The 20,678-nt window shown below is 63.0% G+C and carries 8 protein-coding genes; 2 read left to right on the top strand and 6 right to left on the bottom strand.

The genetic code is table 11. From position 1 onward, the window contains the following. Positions 1-8 precede the first annotated feature (8 nt). The 3 genes from KUV45_RS05465 to KUV45_RS05455 form a co-directional block, all read right to left on the bottom strand. Positions 9-9,389 (bottom strand): immunoglobulin-like domain-containing protein, encoded by a 9,381-nt coding sequence (locus KUV45_RS05465; protein WP_222163723.1) that lies wholly within the window; start codon positions 9,387-9,389, stop codon positions 9-11. A 964-nt stretch (positions 9,390-10,353) separates the two neighbouring features. After that, positions 10,354-11,784 (bottom strand): sugar porter family MFS transporter, encoded by a 1,431-nt coding sequence (locus KUV45_RS05460; protein WP_374107015.1) that lies wholly within the window; start codon positions 11,782-11,784, stop codon positions 10,354-10,356. Between the two features lie 86 nt (positions 11,785-11,870). Then, a complete protein-coding gene (locus tag KUV45_RS05455; RefSeq protein ID WP_222163722.1) occupies positions 11,871-12,653 on the bottom strand; it encodes an SDR family NAD(P)-dependent oxidoreductase in 783 nt (260 codons plus the stop codon). A 435-nt stretch (positions 12,654-13,088) separates the two neighbouring features. On the opposite strand from KUV45_RS05455, the gene KUV45_RS05450 reads away from it, so the two are divergent. Then, positions 13,089-14,297 carry an ROK family transcriptional regulator gene (locus tag KUV45_RS05450; RefSeq protein ID WP_224852111.1) on the top strand — a complete coding sequence of 403 codons (1,209 nt, stop codon included), beginning with the start codon at positions 13,089-13,091 and terminating at the stop codon, positions 14,295-14,297. Between the two features lie 93 nt (positions 14,298-14,390). Here the strand turns inward: KUV45_RS05450 and KUV45_RS05445 are convergent, their stop codons facing one another. The 3 genes from KUV45_RS05445 to KUV45_RS05435 form a co-directional block, all read right to left on the bottom strand. Beyond that, positions 14,391-15,317, bottom strand: a complete 927-nt coding sequence (locus tag KUV45_RS05445; protein ID WP_222163720.1) for a Gfo/Idh/MocA family protein — start codon at positions 15,315-15,317, stop codon at positions 14,391-14,393. 114 nt (positions 15,318-15,431) lie between these two features. Further along, positions 15,432-17,234 carry an IlvD/Edd family dehydratase gene (locus KUV45_RS05440; protein WP_222163719.1) on the bottom strand — a complete coding sequence of 601 codons (1,803 nt, stop codon included), beginning with the start codon at positions 17,232-17,234 and terminating at the stop codon, positions 15,432-15,434. Positions 17,235-17,307: 73 nt separating this feature from the next. Next, positions 17,308-19,128: an IlvD/Edd family dehydratase gene (locus KUV45_RS05435; protein ID WP_224852112.1), complete on the bottom strand. Its 1,821-nt coding sequence runs from the start codon at positions 19,126-19,128 to the stop codon at positions 17,308-17,310. A 315-nt stretch (positions 19,129-19,443) separates the two neighbouring features. Between KUV45_RS05435 and KUV45_RS05430 the strand changes: the two genes are divergently transcribed. Next, positions 19,444-20,478, top strand: coding sequence for a TRAP transporter substrate-binding protein (locus tag KUV45_RS05430; protein WP_222163718.1), 1,035 nt, complete (start codon positions 19,444-19,446; stop codon positions 20,476-20,478). Positions 20,479-20,678 lie beyond the last annotated feature (200 nt).

Raw genomic sequence — 20,678 nt, 5'->3', positions numbered from 1 at the left:
CGGGATCGTCAGATCTCCACATCGACATCCTGCTGGATATTCAGCACCGCGTGATTCGCTCCTTCGTAGACGTTGAATACCACGCCGTCGCGCTCCACCGTTGCATCGGTGGCCGACCACTGCTCGCCCACCAGACTGACACGATCCTGGGCATCACCGAAGATGAACAGCTCCTCGCCTCCGGCCACGTCGAGCACATCCTGAGCGCTGAGGGTTAGGCTGTGGTCCTGACCGATGACGCCCAGATCCACTGCCTCGACGTTTTGCAGCCTGGAGACATCCAGCGGCTCATCCAGACGCAGCCTGACCACATCGAAGCCATCGAGCCCGTCGATGTTCACGCCACTGTAAAGCAGGATATCGTCTCCGGTCGTCGCCGCTACGCTGCGAATATCCAGTAGCGCCTGAATCTGAAAGACCGGGGAGACGTCGTTGCCATCCACGCTCATCAGGCTGATATCCAGCATCACACTGCCGTTGGTCGCCTTCTGCACCAGCGACAGATCGTTCACCTGGCGGGCCCCCAGGCCCTCCAGGGTATAGCGATCAAGCTCGGCGTCGTAGGCAGCGGACAGCAGACTGTCGGCGGCGAAGAACGAGGCATGTGGCCCTAGCCCCTCTAGCGTGAGCGTGACCGTCTCGGAACCATCCCGATCCAGCACGGCAACGTTCAAATTCAGGGGAATACGCTCGCCCTCGTCGCCGAAACTGAGCAGCGGCTCGGCACTGACCCGATCGGCCACGGGCTGCACCGAGGTCGTAAAGGACTCACGACTGATGAACGTATCCTCACCAAGACTCGCGATCGCCGTCAGCGACAGCTCATCTACCCCCACCAGTTCACCACTCCAGTGAGCAGGCGGCATGAGGCCGACAAAGCCGGGCAGGATGCCGTCTTCGCCCAGGATCCACCAGCCTCCCTGCCCAATGGCACTGACAGGACGGGCCGACGCCGCCGAATCCCCGGCCACCACCACCCAGCCATCAGGCACATTCTCGACCAGCACGGCGGCAAGACTCTGGTTCGGGTCCAGCAAGGTCACCGTCAGCCCCGTAAGGGCAATCAGCGAATCCTCCTCCCCGCTCAGGTCGGTAATGCGGATCTCGGGGGGAGGCGGCGGCACTTCGCCCACGGTGCTTGCGCTTAGCTCCACCACATTGTCGGCACCGGTTTCCCGCACGCCCCCCTCCACCGTCAGTCCTACCTGTCCCCAGGTGCCCCGGGCAGGTTGATAGACAATCTTCAGGGGAGCCTCCAGGCTCACCTCATCAAGGCGAAAGCGTCCATCGTCCTGGGCAATCAGCTCGCGCCCGTTGTACCACAGCGTGCCACCGGGAGTGCTCTGCCCGCTGGCACCCCTGACCTGATCCTCCTGCAGGCTGAGATACAGCTGACGTCCATCGATCTCGCCGTGGGGCGCATCGTCAGGAGTGGCCACGGCAAGGGAGAACTCGATGCTCTGGGCGTCCTCGGCCACAGCGGCCACCAACTCCGTCTCGATGGCATCGGTGACCGGCGACACCGGCGGCACCAGGGCCAGGCTTGCTGAACTCAGCCGCCCGGAGGGTGAGCGAACGGTCAGGCTGGCATCGACGCTGAACATGGCGTTGTTATCGTTGCTGTTCGGCGGCGCCGTCAGCGTGATCGATGCCAGCAGCTCATCCAGGGCATTCGGGCCGCTATTGGCCACGCTGGCAAACCACACCTGTTGCCCGCCGATGTTGCTTAGTTGCATACCCGTCACCAGGGTCTCCTCGGGCAGTCCCGAGAGAGTAAGGGTCAGCATGCTATCAGCGCCAGCACCTAAGACCTGGCCGCTGACCAGCTCGCTGAGCGACGCCGGCGTATCTTCACTCAGCGCCACGCCCCGGTCCTCCAAGTCGATGCTGACCTGGCCCCCGCCGATGCCCCCTCCCCCTGCACCCAGGGTCGTCAGCGACCATTCGGTGCTGGCACTCTGCAGCGCTACCTCGATGCCGGCATCCTGGGTCACCGCCGTGATGGTGATCGGCTGAGCCTGGTCATCGTCGTGCAGGCCGCCTTCAAGCACCGTGAAGACCAGTTCATGAGTCAGCTCGGCGCCCTGGAAACTCTGGGAGGATGGCAGCAGCACCTTCCAATGCCCGCCGCTGTCGGTGCCGGCTCCCGGCAACACACCGACGAACTCGGCGCCTTCCACCACCACGCCTTCGGGCACCCCCGCCACCAGCAACTCCACCAATGACTCGCTGCCATCCTCGTCGGCCAGGCCAGCGGCATTGGCGTCCGGGGATTGGCCCACCCTCAGCGTGACCCGAACGCTATCCCCGGTCGCCGCCGTGACCTGGGTCGCGCTGATATCGGCCTGGCTTCCTGCAGTATTGGCTATCGCGACCACGTTGATCGTGGGAAGGTCGGTGATGGCCTGAAAGGCGATATGATGGATGGCGTCGATCGGTGCGGAGGTGGTGTTTGCCACGTTACCCTCGAAGCCGTCATTGGGGCTGTCGGTGATCTGATAGCGCACCCGGATGTCGACTCCCGCATCGCCCAGGTTGGGGTCTCCCAGCACACGCACGCTGTCCCAGGCGCCGTTGATCAGCTTGATGTAGTCGCCTTCGTCGATAACGTCTGGCCCCTCCAGACCGAGCACGGTCAGCGGCGCCGCCGCCAGGTCGGCCGCATTCAGCCATACCGCCGAAATGACTTCGTTGAGGTCATCGTTCTGCGGCAGCAGCCCAAGATCCAGCAGCCCAGCCACATCCTCCACCAGCAGCGATGTGGTCTGCAGCAGCGCCTCGGGGCTCGGCGTCACCTCAAACGCGACGGCCTCGACCACCTCCCGCGCGTTGCCGTCGTTCTCGGTCACCACCGACATCACCTGCAACTCGACGCGACCGCTGAAGTTGGCGGGGCCGTCGATGGTGATACCCGCCAACGAGGTGGCCACCCACACCCGCTGTTCTCCCAGCGTTCCAGGCGCCGTGAGCTCGACCGCTCCGGCCAGCGCAAAGTCAGCGTTCAGCCCGGTAATGCGGTAGGCCAGGGACTCGGAGTCGTCACGGTCGCCACTGGTGACCTGAATCAGGTCAGCCAGCACCGTCAACTGTGCCCCGTCATCCAGCAGTTGTTCCGGCTGGCTGACCACCTGGGTGTCGATGTTCGGCCTGTCGGCCACTCCCCCCACCACCACCCGGATCGTCTGCGGATCACCGATAAACTCGTCGACCCCGCCGCCAAAGGTATCGACGCTGGAGGGCGTTACCTGAATCGAGAAGTTCTCGTTGCTGTCGGGAGGCGGCGTCAACGTCAGCGGGCGCAGACTGTCGAAGTCGTCGATGACATGCTGACCATCGCTGCCCCTGGCGACCACCTGGCCATCGTAGTGCAGCACCGCGCCCTGCGGCACACCAGAAAAGGAGAGCCGGTAGGTCTCGGTGGGATCATCGCTCTGGGGGAACAGATCCAGCGCCACGGCAACATCTTCCGCCGTCGCCACCACAGGCTCGAAGCCCAGTGACACACGGTCGGCCTGGGGGTTGTCCACCACGATGCCCTGCAACAGCGCCTCCCCCGAGACCGCGGTATCCAGATTGCCCTCGGCATCGCGGTCCACCGTTTTCGCCTGCACCCTCAGCTGGAAGGTGCCCTTGCGATTCTCCGGCGCGCGAAATTCCAGCGACGAGAGAAACGCGACCGGAACCTCCACAGGACGGCCAACGAAGCTCACCTCCACCCACTGGCCCACCCCATCGAGATAGCGAAAGCTCGACGCTTCCAGTCCTCCCGGTTGGCCCGCCACCCGCTCCGGCGTCAGCAGGGCGAAGGTTTCCTCGGACCCGTCAGAGTCCTGATTCGACCAGCCCTGGGCCAGGTCGAAATCCGCGTTGGTCAAGGCAAACCAGCCATCCTCGGCGACGGCATCGTCCGGCCCGTACACATGCCCGGCGGTCATGGTCAAATCGGGCAGCCCATCCTGGTCGGTGTCGCCCGCTCCCCCTGGCCCAGGTGCGCCCACCGCCGAGGCGATCACTTCAGCCTTGGGGGCTATGGCGGGCTTGAGCTCCAGCAGCGTGACCGATGAGCTCGCTACGTCGGTGCCGTGGATGCTGGCAACATCGCGGATGCCGACCTCGATCCCGATGGTCGGATCCGTGCTGTCGTGGGCAGGGCCAAGCAGGCTGTACTGACGGAAGTCACCACTCTCGACGTCCGTCGCGGGCAGGCTGAAGCCGTCGACGCCGTTGCCGGTGTGTACCAGCAGGCCCTGGGCATCGAAGATCTTCCAGCCAACGGGCACGGAGGTGAGTCGTATCGAGGTGATCGATTCGCTGGTGATGGAGCCACCAGCATCGCTGCCATCGTTGTCACCCAGCCGTAGACCACTGAGGAAGGCAAAGGCCTGATCCTCGATACCGCTGGCGGCAAGCGTCGGGGTGTCGACCACCGGCAATACCACCAGGTCGAGGCTGACGCTGTCCTGCTGTTGGGCAATCGCTCCGGCGGGGCCATCGGCGTCAGTGTCCTGTCCCACCAGGGTGACGATGACGTCTTCGATGACTCCACTGAAGTCCGGCGGTGGCGTCACGCTGATACTTGGAAAACCGCCGATAGCGCTACTCAGCCCCGGAGCCGCAATGCTCACTTCTCCGCTATTGCCCCCAGTACCGTCCCCGACGGTGATGCGGCGGCTGTCATCGACCACCACCACGCTGCCTGGCGGTAGCCCCTGAATCAGCAGCGTGCGCACTTCACTGCCATCCAGATCGCCAAAGGCCGCCTTGAGGCGTGCGCTTAGATCGAGGCTTCCATCTTCATCGATCGTGAATTCACGATGGTCGGTGCCGTCATCAAAGGTCAGCGTCACGCCATCCGTCACTGCCTTGACCCCGACATCAACCTTGACGCTGGTCGTCGCCCCGGCAATCCCCGCCAGGGGGGCGCCGGCATCATCGACCTCGAAGCTGGTGGCCGCCAGCGTCAACGAGAGATTCCCGCCATCGTGCTCTGCTGGCAGCACTTTCAAGCTCTCGAACTGCGCATCGGTCAGCACCACGTCGACATCCGCATCGGCCAGCGTGGACAGGTGGGCGCCTCCCTGGATCTTGATCGATATCGCACGCCCGTCCACTCCCAGGATGTCATCGGCGCCGTCAACCAGCAGCCTGGCACCTTGCGGTAGCCCCGTCAGGGTGATCGCTCCCAGCCGTTCCAGATGGTCACCGGCCAAGGAACCATTGAGGTCTCGATCATCCGTCGGAACCGGTAGCGTAAGGCCAAGGGCCACCGCGCTATCCTCATCGGTCACCACACTGACTGCCTCCAGTGAGGGCGCATCCGCCACCGGTATTACCGTCACGTCGACGTCTACCGCGGTCACCCGACCACCTTCTGTAAAGGTGTAGCTGAAGCGGTCTGCACCACTGTAGTGACGATCCGGGGTATAGGTGATCTTGCCGTCTGCATCGATCGTGACCGCACCAAATTGCGGGTCCGCACTGATCGACAGCATCCCTCCGGTGGCGTTGGCCTGGGTGAACAGCGTCTGGCTGCCGTCTTCGACCACCGTCAGTTCAACGTCGCTTGCGATGATGTCATTGACCACGCTGACAGTGACACTATCCACCTCCCTGTCACCGTCGCTGTCGACCACCTGGAAAGGAAGATCGATCGCCAGCGTGTCTTGCGCCGCGGTGTGATCCAGGGGCTGTCTCAGCGTAAAGAGGTAGCGTCCTTCGGGATGCGCGCTGTGTGGCGACGTCAAGGTGACGGTAAACACCACCTTGCCGTCCGCCAGCGCTGTCACCTGGCGGTTGGCGTCCGACAGGCTATAACTCAACGCTTGGCCACTTGAGGTCAGGTTGAGCGCTTCCAGTGCCGCTAGCGTATCGTCTGAGAAGCTCGCCTGGGTGCTGTCCTGGGCCACACTGATGTCCAGGCTTTCCGACACCACCTGCCTGGCACTGTCGGGCTCCGTACCAGACGGCAGGTGGCGCTCCTCGAGACGGCCATCGACCGGTTCTCCAATGCTGTGATGGGTATCGTTCACCACGATGATCTGCAAGGCAGCGGTGGCAAGGCTTCCATCACCATCCACCAGGAGGTAGTGAAAATCATCGTGGAGGATATCGCCGCTATCATCGGCGGTAGGTGGCGGATGAGCGGCGCTGTCCAGCGGCTGGTAGCTCCAGAATCCGTCGCTATCGACGCTCAGGTGCCCGTAGCGTGTGTCGACGCTTACGCTGCTGCCCGCCGCGATATCAGCCCGTGCGTCGTTGCCTTGACGATCCACGTAGAGAATACCGGCAACTCGCGCTTGATCAGCACCCTCGACATCATTGCCAAGCAGGTTGTCACCTGCCCTCAGCCCTTCGCCCTCGACGGTCACCAGTGGCGCGCCGCTGGCAGCGGAGGGGGTATCGTCGGTGATCAGAATATCGAGCACATCCTGGCGACTGTCTCCTGACCCATCCACCACGGTCAGCGCCAGGGAGTCCAGCACCTCTCCTGCGGAATGATCAACGGCCGCCGTTAGCTCGTAGCGATACGAGAGCTGGCCAGCAGACGTATCGTAGCCGGTGATGAATAGCCGCCCGTGGTTCATATCAATCACGATGGGATCACTGACACTGGCAGCGCTCAGTTGCGCTGGGGTCCGGATCTGTGTCTGGGCCTGGCTCTGGGCCTGGCTACCGAAAATCACCCTCGCCAGATTATCCACCGCTCCCGACCCCAGCGATATCACGCCGTCGATTCGATGGCTGCCATCTGCCAGGGATCCACTGTCGAGACCTGCTTCACTGACGCTGTTGTCTCCCGACACGGTGGGACCGTTGTCATCACTGATCACCAGCCCAGGACTATCGCTGAGCACCCTGATGGTCTGGTCGACCCCCGCCACCAGCCGCTCATAGCCGCCACCTTCGAGCGCGACGATACCCACCGTCCAAGCGGAACTGCTCTCGGTGCTGGCGCCCGCTCCCAGCGCTTCGCTGTGGTTTGGCGCCTGCAGGGTGACGGTAGCGCTGGTGGTGTTCTCGGCAATCAGCACCGATGTGCCATCACTCAAGGTGATCTGCAAGGGGCCGCCACGGGGGGCGTCGTTGACGCTGAGAGTCACTTCCACGGCCCCGCCTTCGGCGACCTGGTCAGGCAGACGCAGTGACACCAGGGTGCTATCCAGGGTGTCATCGACCAGGGTGGTGACGCTGGCGGTATCGACTACCAGGGTTTCGAGGCTGCCTGGGCTGCCAGCCTGGTCCTGTTCAGCCGCGAGGATGCGATTGACGATCGTACCAGCGTCCACGTACACATCGTCCGCGGGCGCCGCCACGCTCAGCGAGACCGTGGCCTGGCCCGGAGCCAGCGTCAGCGCTTCGCCATTGGCCAGGGTGACGTTGATCGCCGTTGTCGCGGCGCGCAGCTGGCCCTCGGCATCGCGCAACTCCAGGCTGTAGGTAATGGTTCCCCCTTCGTCCACCCGCGGGCTGGCCGTGAGCAGCAAGTGACGTGGATCGCTATCGTCGGTGACCAGGGCACTGGCGCTACTGCTGGTATCGACCCGATCAAATCCCGTGGGGGACACCGCGGTCAGACGAATGATCTGATCGTTACTGCCTTGAATCACGTCATCGTCGTCACGACTGGCCACCTGGGTGCTGCCCTGCTGCTGGCCTTCGACAATGGTGATGGTCGAACCATCATTCAGCGTCAGCACGACGTCACGATCCAGGACATTGTCGATAGTGGCGGTCACGGTGATAGGCTCGCCCTCGATCACCGGTCCGCTGGCGCTGAGCGTGATGCCCAGCACCACCGGCGCAGTATCACTGGCGCTGGCGGTATTGCCTGCCGCATCCACCACCGTCGCCGCGACAAGGACATCAGTCTGGCCGGCGGGCACGGGCACGCCGAGCTCAATCCCTTCGGCCAGATCAACCTCGGTCACAGGACGCCTCAGCAGCAGCGTGCCGTCGCCATCGACCACGCTAAGGATATCGCCCACGGCGGTCTGGGCGTTCAGCGCTATCGTCGCCGTGACCTGACCATCACCCCCAATCTCACCCTGGCTGTAGGCCCCGTCGTCACCGTGACCTGTCAGCGCGATCTCGACTCCAGGCACTTGAGCCTCCACCGCCTTGCTGTCCTGGTCGCGGCCACGATTGCCGGAGGGATCTGTCACGCTGGCGGTCACGCTGACGCTGTCGCTACCGGGGATGACCGGCACCGTGACCTCGACACCATTGATCAGGTCCAGCGCCGTGACGGTGCGTTCAAGCAACCGCTCACCCTGTGCATCGGTGACCTCGAGTCTGTCGCCCACCTCGGTTCCAGGACCCAGCGTGACCACCGCCACCACACTATTGTCGCTGCCGATCTCACGCTGGTTATAGATCCCGTCCTCGCCGGCACCCAGCAGGGTCACCGTCACCGTGGGTGCCTGGAGGTCCAGAGGCCTGGCGTCACTGTCACTGGCGGTGTCACCGTCGGCCGCCAGCAGGGTCGCTTGAACACTGACGTCAGCCACGCCGCCGGTGGGCACTTCGAGTTCCAGCCCTCCAGCAATGTCAACCGCGGTCAGCAGTCGATCCAGCAGCACCCGGCCAACGCCATCGACCACCAGCAGGCGATCACCCACCGCAGCGTCCCCGCCCAGGTCCACCCTGGCGGTCACGCTATTGTCCGCACCAATCTCGTTCTGCGAGTAGACGCCTTCAGGCCCCGCTCCCAGGAGGGTCACGCTGACGCTGGGCAGCGGATCGACCGGGGGGCCATCGAGATCTATCGCACCATCGGGGATCGTCTCGTCATCATCAGTCGTCGCTTGATCGAACGAAAAGGCTAGCGGGTCCACCGCCTCGACGATGCGCAAAAGACGCACGAAGGGGTGCCCCTCATTCCCTGCGCCCACGCTGAGCCCTGGACCGCTGGCCGGCGGTTCGGACTCAAGATTCGCCAACAGCGCGTCAAGGGTATCGCTGTCGATCACCACGTCTGCCACCCCTGCGGACATCGCCAACTGACCACTAGCAGCGCCAGCACTAAATTCATCGCTGTCGCCAACAGCGTCAACGCTTTCCGCGGCTTGCACATCGACGCTTGGCGGCCGCGGTTCATCCTCTATTCCAGTGTGGTCTGGCGAGCCCTGCACATCCCTGTTGGCCGCGTCGCCCAATGCCTCGACACTGGACAACAGGGCCAGCATCTTGGCCACTTCCAGTCTGTCACTCGGATCCACCGCCCACCTCAGCGTGGGGGCATCTTCCAGCACCAGGGTCGAAGGAGTACTTGCCGAAAGCACACTCGACGTCGACACCCATTCCCCTGATGTCAAACGATGGGGCTGTCCTGACTCATCGCGGACCCAGATCTCACCGTTGACTTCGACAATTCTTCCCAAGGCACCCATGACGCCCCTCCTGCAAAGGGAAAGCCCGTCCCACCTCTGTCGCCCGACCGCGCGCTTCGCCTCCCCACCACTGCGTCACTAGCAACAGTCGAAGAGGGCATTGCGCCACTGGCCGGCCTTTGCAACGGCGATCAACGCCTGATAAGGACCACATCGCGAAGTGATAAGAAGTGATAACGATGGAGGAATGGCTGAGAAAAGCGCTGGCAGCGCCATCGACCATTGCCTCGACCGAGGATCCGTGCAGGACCCCTTCTGTACGACGTTGACTGTGTTGCATAAAACCTTGAGCGATAGACAAGATCGGATTTCGATAAATAACGAGGGACGTCAACGCGATAGTTTAAGATTGTTATAGGCGTCGACCCTCGACTCACTCGCAGGCGTAGGGGCACATCATTGACCTGATATAGTGAAGCACCATCATCTAACTCATGAGAAATAACAACATACTGTGAGTATGAAATGCCTCACCAAAAAAATAAGAGAGCTGCATGTTTCTACCTCTTAATGGCTAGCATCTTGATCATCTTCTAGACAGCCTCCTCATCATTATCTTGAAAATACTGGCCGCAGAAAAAGTAAGCAGCAGAGGCAATAACGCACTCCCTCCTTTGCGCAATTTCTAACCACCAGAGGTGTTAGACAAAACAGATATTGCGAATAATTGCATATAAAAACATTCTGCTTTATCGATATTCTGCTGACCGACCTATCCACTAACTGACTAACATTTCCCACGCTTCCATTGAGATGAAAAGGTGCCATCGAAGCACCGTTTACTACCTCTTCTGAGTGCCCATGAGTTACGAGGTACGGTAGATGACAGGGACACAAGCCAACGACCTGAGGCCCATGACAGCGGTTCAGGTGCAAACAAGGGAGCGACATGGAGTGGCATCAAAAGGAAGGCCCACTACCGAGGTAGTGGGCCTATCAGGCGGGATCGCTGAGGCGATACGGGCTATTCGTAGGCCATCTGCTCGAGCTCCCGTCCGCGGGTTTCCTTGACCCACTTCATCACGAACACCACCGAACAGGCGGCGAAGAAGGCGTAGACCCCATAGGCGCCGGCAAGGCCAATGCCGCCAAGCATGATCGGGAAGGTCATGCTGATCGAGAAGTTGGCCAGCCACTGGAACAGTCCAGCCACCGCCAGCCCAGAGCCACGCACCTGATTGGGGAACATCTCGCCGAGCATGACCCACATGACCGGCCCCCAGGAGAGATTGAAGAACAGCACATAGGCGTTGGCGGCCAGCAAGGCGACGATCCCCATATCCCCGGCCAGTGACAGACGGCCATCCACCATCGTGGCCGTCGAGAAGGCGTAGGCCACCAGACACAGGGTCAACGCCATGCCCACCGATCCCGCCCACAAAAGCGGCTTGCGTCCAATTCGATCGATCAGCGCGATGGCGATCAGACAAGCGCCGATGGACACCGCACCGCTGATCACATTGATCAACAGAGCATCCCCTTCGGAGAAGCCCACCGCCTGCCACAGCACCGCACCGTAATAGAAGACCACGTTGATGCCGACCAGCTGCTGAAACACCGCCAGCCCTATACCAATCCACACGATGCCGTGGACTCGTCCCGTTGCCGAGTTGATCAAGTCCCGCAGACTGGGGCTGTGATCGGCCGCCAGCGACGCCCGGATATCCTCCGCCTTGGCGCGCCCTTCATCCTCGCCCATCAACAGCCCGAGCACCCGTATCGCCTTGTCATCGCGACCGCGACTGATCAAGAAGCGCGGGCTCTCGGGGATCCCCAGCAGTGCCACCAGAAACACCGCGGCAGGCAGGATCTCGATCCAGAACATCCAGCGCCAGGCATCGAACCCCAGCCACAGACTGGCAGTGGAAGCCCCGGCGAGGTTGGCCAGCAGGTAGTTGCTGAGAAAGGCGATGAACAGACCGGAAATGATCGCCACCTGTTGAATGGTCGCCAGTCGCCCACGCCGGTCTGCCGGTGCGACCTCGCTGATATAGGCGGGGGTCATCACGCTGGCAGCACCGACAGCCATGCCGCCCAGCACGCGATAGACGACGAACTCGAGGGAGCCGGTGGCCACGCCGGAGCCCCAGGCGCTGACCAGGAAGAACACCGCGGACACGATCAACAGCGACTTGCGACCAAAACGGTCGGCCAGGCGACCGGCAAAGAAGGCCCCGATGGCGCACCCCAACAGCATGGAGGCCACGTTAAAGCCGGTACCGACACTGTCAGAGCCAAAGGCACTCTGCAGGCCGTCGACGGTGCCATTGATGACACCACTGTCAAAGCCAAACAGGAAACCGCCGATGGCGGCGACACTGCAAATCGCCAGGATATAGCGTTGTCGCTTGAGCTCAGCGAGCTGGTCTGGCGTGGTGGTGGAAGGGTCGTTCATGGGTACTTCCTCGCATCTTGTTGTAGGTTGTGATGGAGCCCCGATACTGCTGGCATGGCTGGGGTCTCTACGGCTGGCTGCATTGGCTACAGCCAGCCGGCGTCGACCCAATAGTTGTGTGCGGTACATGCTGACGCGGCGTCAGAAGCCAAGAACACCACCATGGCCGCTATATGGTGCGGCTGGATACGCACCTTGAGCGCCTGTTCGGCAACGATCTGCGCCTCGTCTTCAGCGCTGTACCAGCGGGACTGCCGCTCGGTCTTGACGTTTCCGGGAATGACACAGTTCACTCGAATACCGTCCGCGCCCAGTTCGCTGGCCAGCGCCCTGGTCAGGCCTTCGATCCCGGCCTTGGCGGTCTCGTATAGCGCTAGGCCAGGCTGGCCCAGGTGCCAGCTGATGGACCCCAGGTTGACGATCGACCCTCCGCCACGTCGCGCCATTCCCGGCGCCACCGCCTGGCTGGCGAAGACCAGATGGCGAAGATTCACCGCCATGCGCTCATCGAAGTAGTCCGGAGTGATGTCCGCCAGGCGATGGCGATCATCGTTGGCCGCATTGTTGACCAGCACATCGATGTCGCCAATCTGGCCAAGGACCCCCTTCAGCGCCTCGGTATCGGTGATGTCACAGGCATGAAAGCTCACTCGCCCAGGGGTCCGCGCGGCCAGACGCTCTTCCAGACGCTCAACCAAGGCCTCGGACGGGGCCTTGCGGATATCGAGAAAATGCACCTCGGCGCCCTGCTCGGCGAATGCCGTGACCAGACCTTCGCCGATGCCTGTGCCTCCGCCGCTGACGACCACTCGCTGGCCGGCAAGTCCCGGGTAATAGGCGATACCGTCTGCTCTCTGCGTGTTGCTCATGTTGGTCCTCTGGTGCGGCTCGTCAGAGTGGAGGGCGATGCTGCCTCCCTGTCATCCGCCCTTTTGCTGCGCTCTTGCACGCAGCATTCCGCTCTTCTCTGACCGGCTCTGACCGGCTCTGCACAGCCCTTCCCAACCCGGCCCAACCCTGCCAAGCCCGGCGTGACGACAATACGCAGCGACATTGTGCATGGGCCTTCAGGCGACGTGTGCGAGCCATTAGTTAATAGAACTTACTTAAAGCCGAGTCTTGTAGAATCCTCACCGGAGCGCCATTGCACTTATGTCGAACCTATCAGCAAACACTGCTGTATCGCGGCGGCGACGGATCTCATTCCGGGCGCTGTCCCGGGGCCGGAAACTCCAGTCAAGCACCGCGCCGACTGATACACTGACGCCAACAAAAACTGACGGTTAACAACCCGGATGCTCGCCATGACGACACGCCCCGCAGGAGACCTGGGGTTTCTTAAACAGCACAATCGCGCCTCGCTGCTGGAGCTCTTGCGGCAAACCCCGGGGCTGACCCGTGCCGAACTGGCACAACGCTCGAAGCTGACAAAAGTCACCGTGGGAGCGGCAGTGCAAGAATTGCTGGAACACGGATGGCTGTGGGAAGGCGCGCCGATTCGCGGCGGCAGCGGTAGACCCGGAAAGGCGCTGTCGCTGCATCCTGGTCATCATGCGGTGCTGGGGCTGGAAATCGGCGTGCACGGCCTTCACGCGCTGGCCATCGACCTCTCCGGCGCCATTCTGGCACAACGACATCAGCGCTTTTCCCCGTCGCAGCCCGATGCGACTCTGGACACCCTGGCGGAGATGGTTCGCGAGCTGATCGACGAGGCCCTTGGCACTCGCCAGCTGCTGGGCGTCGGACTGGCCGTGCCCGGCCCCACCTCGCCGCAACAGCACCGCCTCAGCCTTGCCCCCAACCTGGGCTGGCGAGATCTGCCCCTGCTCGACATGTTGAAGCAACGACTGCCGGGCCTTGCCGGCATCTGGACCATGGACAACGAAGCCAAGGCCGCCGCCTTCGGCGAGCTGTATCTGGCACGACCATCGACCACTGACGAAACGCCTGCGTCACTGCTCTATGTCAGCGCCGGCACCGGCATCGGCAGTGGTCTAGTGGAAGACGGCTCTCCGCCCAGGGTGATTCGCGGCGTACACGGGCTGGCCGGGGAAATTGGACACACCGTGTTGGTACCGGATGGCAAGGCCTGCCACTGCGGCAACCGCGGCTGCGCGGAGACCCTGGTGTCGGGTTGGGCGCTGCGCGAACGGCTAGCCATCGACGACCATACCGAGCTTCACCAGGGCATCGACCAGCATCCCGACCAGGCAACGGTGACGGACTGCCTTGACCAGGCAGGCAAGGCCCTCGGCCTGCTGCTGCTGAACCTCCACCACACCTTGAATCCAGGCCGCATCATCATTGGTGGCTCGCTGGTATCGCTGGGCCCGCGGCTGCTTGATCCCGCCCTCAGGTTCTTCGCCGATCATCAGAAGCATTTATTGCCCCAGGCCTCGACGGTGACGGTCCAGGTTCTGGAAGATAGCCGCTCCATCGCCTCCAGAGGCATGGCAGCCCAGGTGCTGTGCCAGGCGTTGGCCCGTCATTATGACGTCACTGTCTCAGCCTAGCCCGCCCTAAGGAAACACTGCCTAAATGACTGCGCCGCATAAAACAGCAGCCGCGGCGCATAACACAGCAGCAACGGCGCCAGGCAAGGCAGGTCACTCGACAAACGGCTCGGTAACCCGGCGATGGCTCAACATCAAGGCGTCGGCCACCTGTTCCAGCGGCGCCAGGTCCATGTCACTGTCACCGGTTGTCAGCAGTTCGTGAAAATGCCGGTAGACGCCCAGGTACTCCTGCTCAGGGGCATCGACAAGGGTCTCGCCATCGAGGGACAGCCGAGCGCCACCACGGGACAGCACAAGACGGCCCGCCGTGGTGGCGAAGGTCATTTCCCAGCAAGGGGGATCTTCATGACGAAAATCGAAGTCGGCGCTGACGGCTGTTTCCGTCAAGGTCCGCCAGTGCAGACGCGCCGCGATGGGCGTCTGGGCGTTGGCCGGTATCTCGAGCTCGCCCTGGACCAGCAGCAAAGGGTCCGACACTAGACAGGTGAGTATCGACAGCGCGTTGATCCCAGGGTCGAACACCCCCATGCCGCCGGCCTCCCACAGCCACGGCTGGCCCGGGTGCCAGACCCTGACATCCTCGTGCCAGCGGATGTCCACCCGCTCGATATGCTGCTCGGCTAGCCATTCCCGCGCCCTGGCGATGCCAGGCGCATAACGGGAATGCCAGGCAGCAAACAGCACCTGGCCGCGTGCTTCAGCCTCCGCCTTCAACTGACCGGTTTCGGCCAGAGTGGCTCCCGGCGGCTTCTCCAGCAGCACCGCCTTGCCCGCCGCCAGCGCTTGGCGGGCCAACCGATGGCGCAAATGGGCCGGGGTGCAGATGGCCACCGCGTCGATGCCCGAATCTGCCTCCAGCATGGCGCCGAGGTCAGCATAGCCAGGGATGCCCTCCAACCGAGCGTGAGGGTCGGCGCTGGCGACCAGTTCAAGTCCCGGCGTGGCGGCAATCGCCGCCACATGCTGATCCCTGACGATCTTGCCGGCGCCTACCACGCCAAGTCGGAAGTGCCCCATGGCTGACTCCTGCAGCGGAGGCCAATGCCTCCGCGTGGGTGAAAAGCCGCTCAGCATACGCCATGGCAGGCGCGACTCGCCAGTCAGCTATCACCCTCGCAGGCAACCACACCCTCAATGATTGTCCCTGGGCGGACTCTGACGCGCCACATCTCGATAGGCATCGGCACCGCGCAGGGTCATGCCACGGTCCAGCGGTTCGATCAGGGTCCGCTGAATTTCCTGCCAGGGGGTCTGGTGACGCGGATAGGGATAGCCACCGTTGGCCTCAAGCTGCTGGCGTCGTGCGGCCAGCTCCTGCTCATCCACCATCAGCCGGACCTCGCAGCGTGCCAGGTCCACTCGCAGGCGATCCCCTGTCTGGACCAGTGCCAGTGGGCCGCCGGTAGCCGCTTCCGGCGAGGCATTGAGGATCGATGGCGAGCCCGATGTGCCTGACTGTCGCCCGTCACCCAGGCATGGCAGGGAATCGATACCCTGGCGAATCAAGGCCTCGGGCGGCTGCATATTGACCACCTCGGCGCCGCCAGGATGCCCCACTGGACCGGCGCCGCGCATGATCAGGATGGTGTTGGCATCAATCTCGAGCGCTGGGTCATCGATCCGCGCGTGATAATCCTCCGAGCCATCGAAAACCACCACCCGGCCCTCGAAGGCCTCGGGATCGTCGGGATTCTCGAGAAAGCGACGGCGGAAATCCGGCGAGATTACGCTGGTCTTCATCAGCGCCGACTCAAACAGATTGCCCTTCAGGTTCAAGAAGCCCGCATGCTGGACCAGCGGATTATCGAAGCGGCGGATGACCTCCTCGTCCAGCGTCTGCTGGTCGCTGACATTGTCGGACAGGCTCTGTCCGTTGATGGTCAGCGCCTCACCGTGCAGCAGGCCGCGATCCAGCAGCTCGCGCTGAACCGCAGGCACGCCGCCGGCGCGATGGAATTCCTCACCCAGGTACGCCCCTGCCGGCATCACGTTGGCCAGCAGCGGCACCTGGTGACCAAGACGCTGCCAGTCGTCATTGTCGAGCTCGACACCGGCATGGCGGGCGATGGCATTGACGTGAATCGGCGCATTCGATGAGCCACCCAGCGCCGAGCACACCACCACGGCATTCTCGAACGCCTGGCGAGTCAGGATATCCAGCGGACGCAGGTCTTCCCAGACCATCTCCACTGCCCGCTCGCCGGTCTGATAGGCCACCATGGAGCGTTCCTTGTAGGGCCCTGGGATCATCGCCGACCCCGGCAGGCTCATGCCCAGTGCCTCGGCCATGGAGTTCATGGTGGACGCGGTGCCCATGGTGTTGCAGTGCCCCACGGAAGGCGCCGAATCGGTGGCCCGAGCCAGGAACTCGGTGTAGTCGATGTCACCTGCGGCCAGACGCTTTCTCAACTCCCAGATGATGGTGCCCGACCCCACCCGCTCGTTGCCCCGCCAACCGTTGAGCATGGGGCCGCCAGACAGCACGATAGCGGGAATGTTCACGGTGGCCGCGGCCATCAGGCAGGCCGGGGTGGTCTTGTCGCAGCCAGTGGTCAGCACCACCCCGTCCAGCGGGTAGCCATGCAGCACTTCCACCAGGCCCAGATAGGCCAGGTTGCGGTCCAGGGCAGCGGTGGGCCTGCGCACGTTCTCGTGAATCGGGTGCAGCGGGAATTCGAACGGCACCCCGCCGGCGGCACGAATGCCATCCTTGACGCGCTTGACCAGCTCGATGTGGTGGCGATTGCAGGGGGTAAGATCCGAGCCAGACTGGGCGATCCCGATGATCGGCTTGCCCGAGGTCAGCTCATCGAGGGTGACCCCATAGTTCATGTAGCGCTCGATGCACAGCGCCGTGGTGCCCGGATGATCAGGGTTGTCGAACCACCAGCGCGAACGCAGCTGGTCGGGGGTCAGACGTGGACGATGGGACATGACAGCAGCTCCTGCCAAGGCCGGTGGCGCACCACCGGCCAGAGATGAATGTGGGCCCTTGTTGGTGCTTGCCTCAGTGGGAGTGACGCGGCACCTCGGCGCCACGGCAGCCCACCAAGAAGTCAAAGTCACAGCCCTCATCGGCCTGCAGCACGTGCTCGATATAGAGCTGGCGATAACCACCGGTTGAGGCGATCTCGCGCGACGCCGCGGTGGGATCGCTGGCCGCCAGCCGGCGGCTGAGCTCTTCCTCGCTGACATCCAGGTGCAGACGGCCTTCGTAGGCATCCAGCTCGACCCAGTCACCGTTTTCCACGGCGGCCAGGGGACCACCGGCAGCGGCTTCCGGCGCCACGTGGAGCACCACGGTACCGTAGGCGGTGCCGCTCATGCGTGCGTCCGAGATTCGCACCATATCAGTAACGCCCTGGGCCAACAGCTTGGAGGGTAGCCCCATGTTGCCGACTTCCGCCATGCCGTGATAGCCCTTGGGACCGCAGTGTTTCATGACCAGAACACTGCTGGCGTCCACCTCCAGGTCCGGGTCGTTGATGCGTGCCTTGTAGTCATCGAAATTCTCGAACACCACGGCGCGTCCCCGGTGGCGCATCAGTTCGGGGCTGGCAGCGGAAGGCTTCAGCACCGCACCCTTGGGCGCCAGGTTGCCGCGCAATACGCACATGCCGCCATCATCGACCAGGGGGTTGTCGAGGGCGCGAATGACCTGATCGTTATACAGAGGCGCATCCTGGACGTTCTCCCACAGGGTCCTGCCGTTGACCGTCAGCGCCGACTTGTGGGGAAGGCGGTCTGCCTCGCCCAGACGGCGCAACACGGCGGGCAAGCCACCCGCATAGTAGAACTCCTCCATCAAGAAACGACCCGACGGCTGCAGATCGACAATGGTCGGGGTGCCGCGACCGACCCGGTTCCAGTCATCCAGCGCAAGCTCGACACCCATGCGGCCGGCGATGGCCTTCAAGTGGATCACCGCATTGGTGGAACCGCCGATGGCCGCATTGGTACGGATGGCGTTCTCGAAGGCCTCCTTGGTCAACACCTTGGACAGCTTGAGGTCTTCCTTGACCATATCGACGATACGGTTGCCGGACAGGTGGGCCAGCACGTAGCGGCGCGAGTCCACCGCCGGGATAGCGGCATTGTGAGGCAGCGAAACGCCCAGAGATTCTGCCATGCAGGCCATGGTGGAGGCCGTGCCCATGGTGTTGCAGGTACCGGCCGAACGGGACATGCCCGCCTCCGCCGCCATGAAGTCGTGCATCGAGATCTTGCCGGCCTTGACCTCTTCCGATAGCTGCCAGACCACGGTCCCGGAACCGATATCGCGTCCCTTGTGCTTGCCGTTGAGCATGGGCCCACCGGTCACCACGATGGCGGGAATATCACAGCTCGCCGCCCCCATCAGCAGCGCAGGCGTGGTCTTGTCACAGCCCGTCAGCAGCACCACCCCGTCGATGGGGTTGCCGCGAATCGCTTCCTCCACGTCCATGCTCGCCAGGTTACGGGTAAACATGGCCGTCGGGCGCAGGTTCGACTCGCCATTGGAGAACACCGGAAACTCCACCGGATAGCCGCCCGCTTCCAGCACGCCCTTCTTGACGTGTTCCGCCAGCTTGCGGAAATGCGCATTGCACGGTGTCAGCTCGGAAAAGGTATTGCAGATCCCGATGATCGGACGGCCATCAAACTCATGATCCGGAATCCCCTGGTTCTTCATCCAGCTGCGATACATGAAGCCGTTCTTGTCGGCGGTACCGAACCATTGATGGCTACGCAGCGAGACCTTGCTGTCGGAGGAGTCCGAGCGGGTCGCCTGGTCGCCTGAGGCGTCGGTACAAGAGTCGGCAGGGAGATCCTGGTCGCGGTTGGCCATGGGTCGGTTCCTCGGGTCAGTCACGGATAGCAATAAGGGTGATGGTGGCACTGGCGCCTGTTGCCGGCGGGTTCAGCGCGCACGACGACGGCTTCAACGGCCACGGCTCTGTCTGCAAAGCGCCTGTCGAAACAACAAGGGCGGTGACGAGACGAAAGCTGTGCCGAGCCAAGGCGGCGTCGAGATAGACGACACCTTACGGAGCAGGGACGGCAAAGTACACACATACAAAAGTCTATGTTGAACATTTAAAGAGAGCGAGCAAGAATTGCCGCCACACCAATAACGATCACGCTCTCATCAGGGAGATCGACCATGTCAGCACCCCTCACGCTTTCTCGTCTGGCCGCCGCCGTCGGCGTCGCGACCCTCGCCATCGGCGCCGCGAGCACCGCTCAGGCGGCAGAATACGAGTGGACCTTCCAGGCGTCGGAGACCGCCGGCGAGCCCAGCTTCAAGATCAAGCAGGAGTGGGCAGAACGCATTCAGACCATGACCGATGGACGCGTCGCCATCGAGGTACTGCCGATCAACGCGGTGGTCGGCCCGACCGAGACCCTGCAAGCGGTCAGCTCCGGTATTCTTCAAGGCCACATGACCGATCCCAGCTACTTCTCGGGCCAGAACCCCGCTTTCGGCATGATCGGTAACCTGGTAGGCGCCTGGAACGACTCCTACGACTTTCTCGAGTTCATGCATAACGCTGGGGGCGAAGAGCTCTACAACGAGCTGGTCGAACCCTATGGCGCCCACCTGATCAGCGCGGCGACCTTTACCCTGGAGTCGATTCCCTCCACCGTGCCGATCGAGACCCTCGAGGATTTCCAGGGCCTCAAGATTCGCGCGCCCCAGGGCATGGTCTACAACATTTTCGAGCGCGTCGGCGCGACCCCGGTGAACCTGCCGGGCTCCGAGGTCTACACCGGCCTGGAGAAAGGCGTCATCGACGCGGCTGACTCCACCGTGCTGTCGAACAACGACGCCCAGGGCCTGCACGCCTTTGCCCCCTACCCGCTGTATCCCGGCTTCCACTCCATGCCGATGATTGCAGTGTCACTTAACAAGGACATCTGGGACGGCCTGCCGGACGATCTCAAGACCACCCTGGAAACCGCCTTCGACGCCATGTCCTATGACCTGATCGCACGGCTCAAGGCCCAGGACATCGAGACTCTGGCACGTCTTCAGGCCGACCCCGAGGTGCACCCCTTCGACCTGCCGGATAGCGAGCGTAAGGCGTTCCGTCAGGCTGCCGAACAGGAATGGCAGGAGTGGTCAGGCAAGAACGAGATGACCCAGAAGATCTACGAGTCGGTCACCGCCTTCCTGACCGCCCGCGGCCAGCTGTAAACGGCGAGCCCTGGCACAACGCCAGGACCTCACCTCCACCCACCCTTGCGGCGGTGCCACGGCACCGCCCCCTCATTTCCAGATCGTGCCCTGGCGCGATCCTCAAGCCGTCGAGGAAGTCCCATGACAGACCTGCCGGGACAGGACGCCGACAAGGCGCCCGAACGCGCACCCGACGTGGTGCGCAGCCGCTTTGACCA

Origin of the sequence: Halomonas sp. DP3Y7-2 (assembly GCF_019800795.1) — a bacterium.
Lineage (GTDB): Bacteria > Pseudomonadota > Gammaproteobacteria > Pseudomonadales > Halomonadaceae > Halomonas > Halomonas litopenaei_A.
This window is presented reverse-complemented; position numbering and strand designations above follow the sequence as displayed.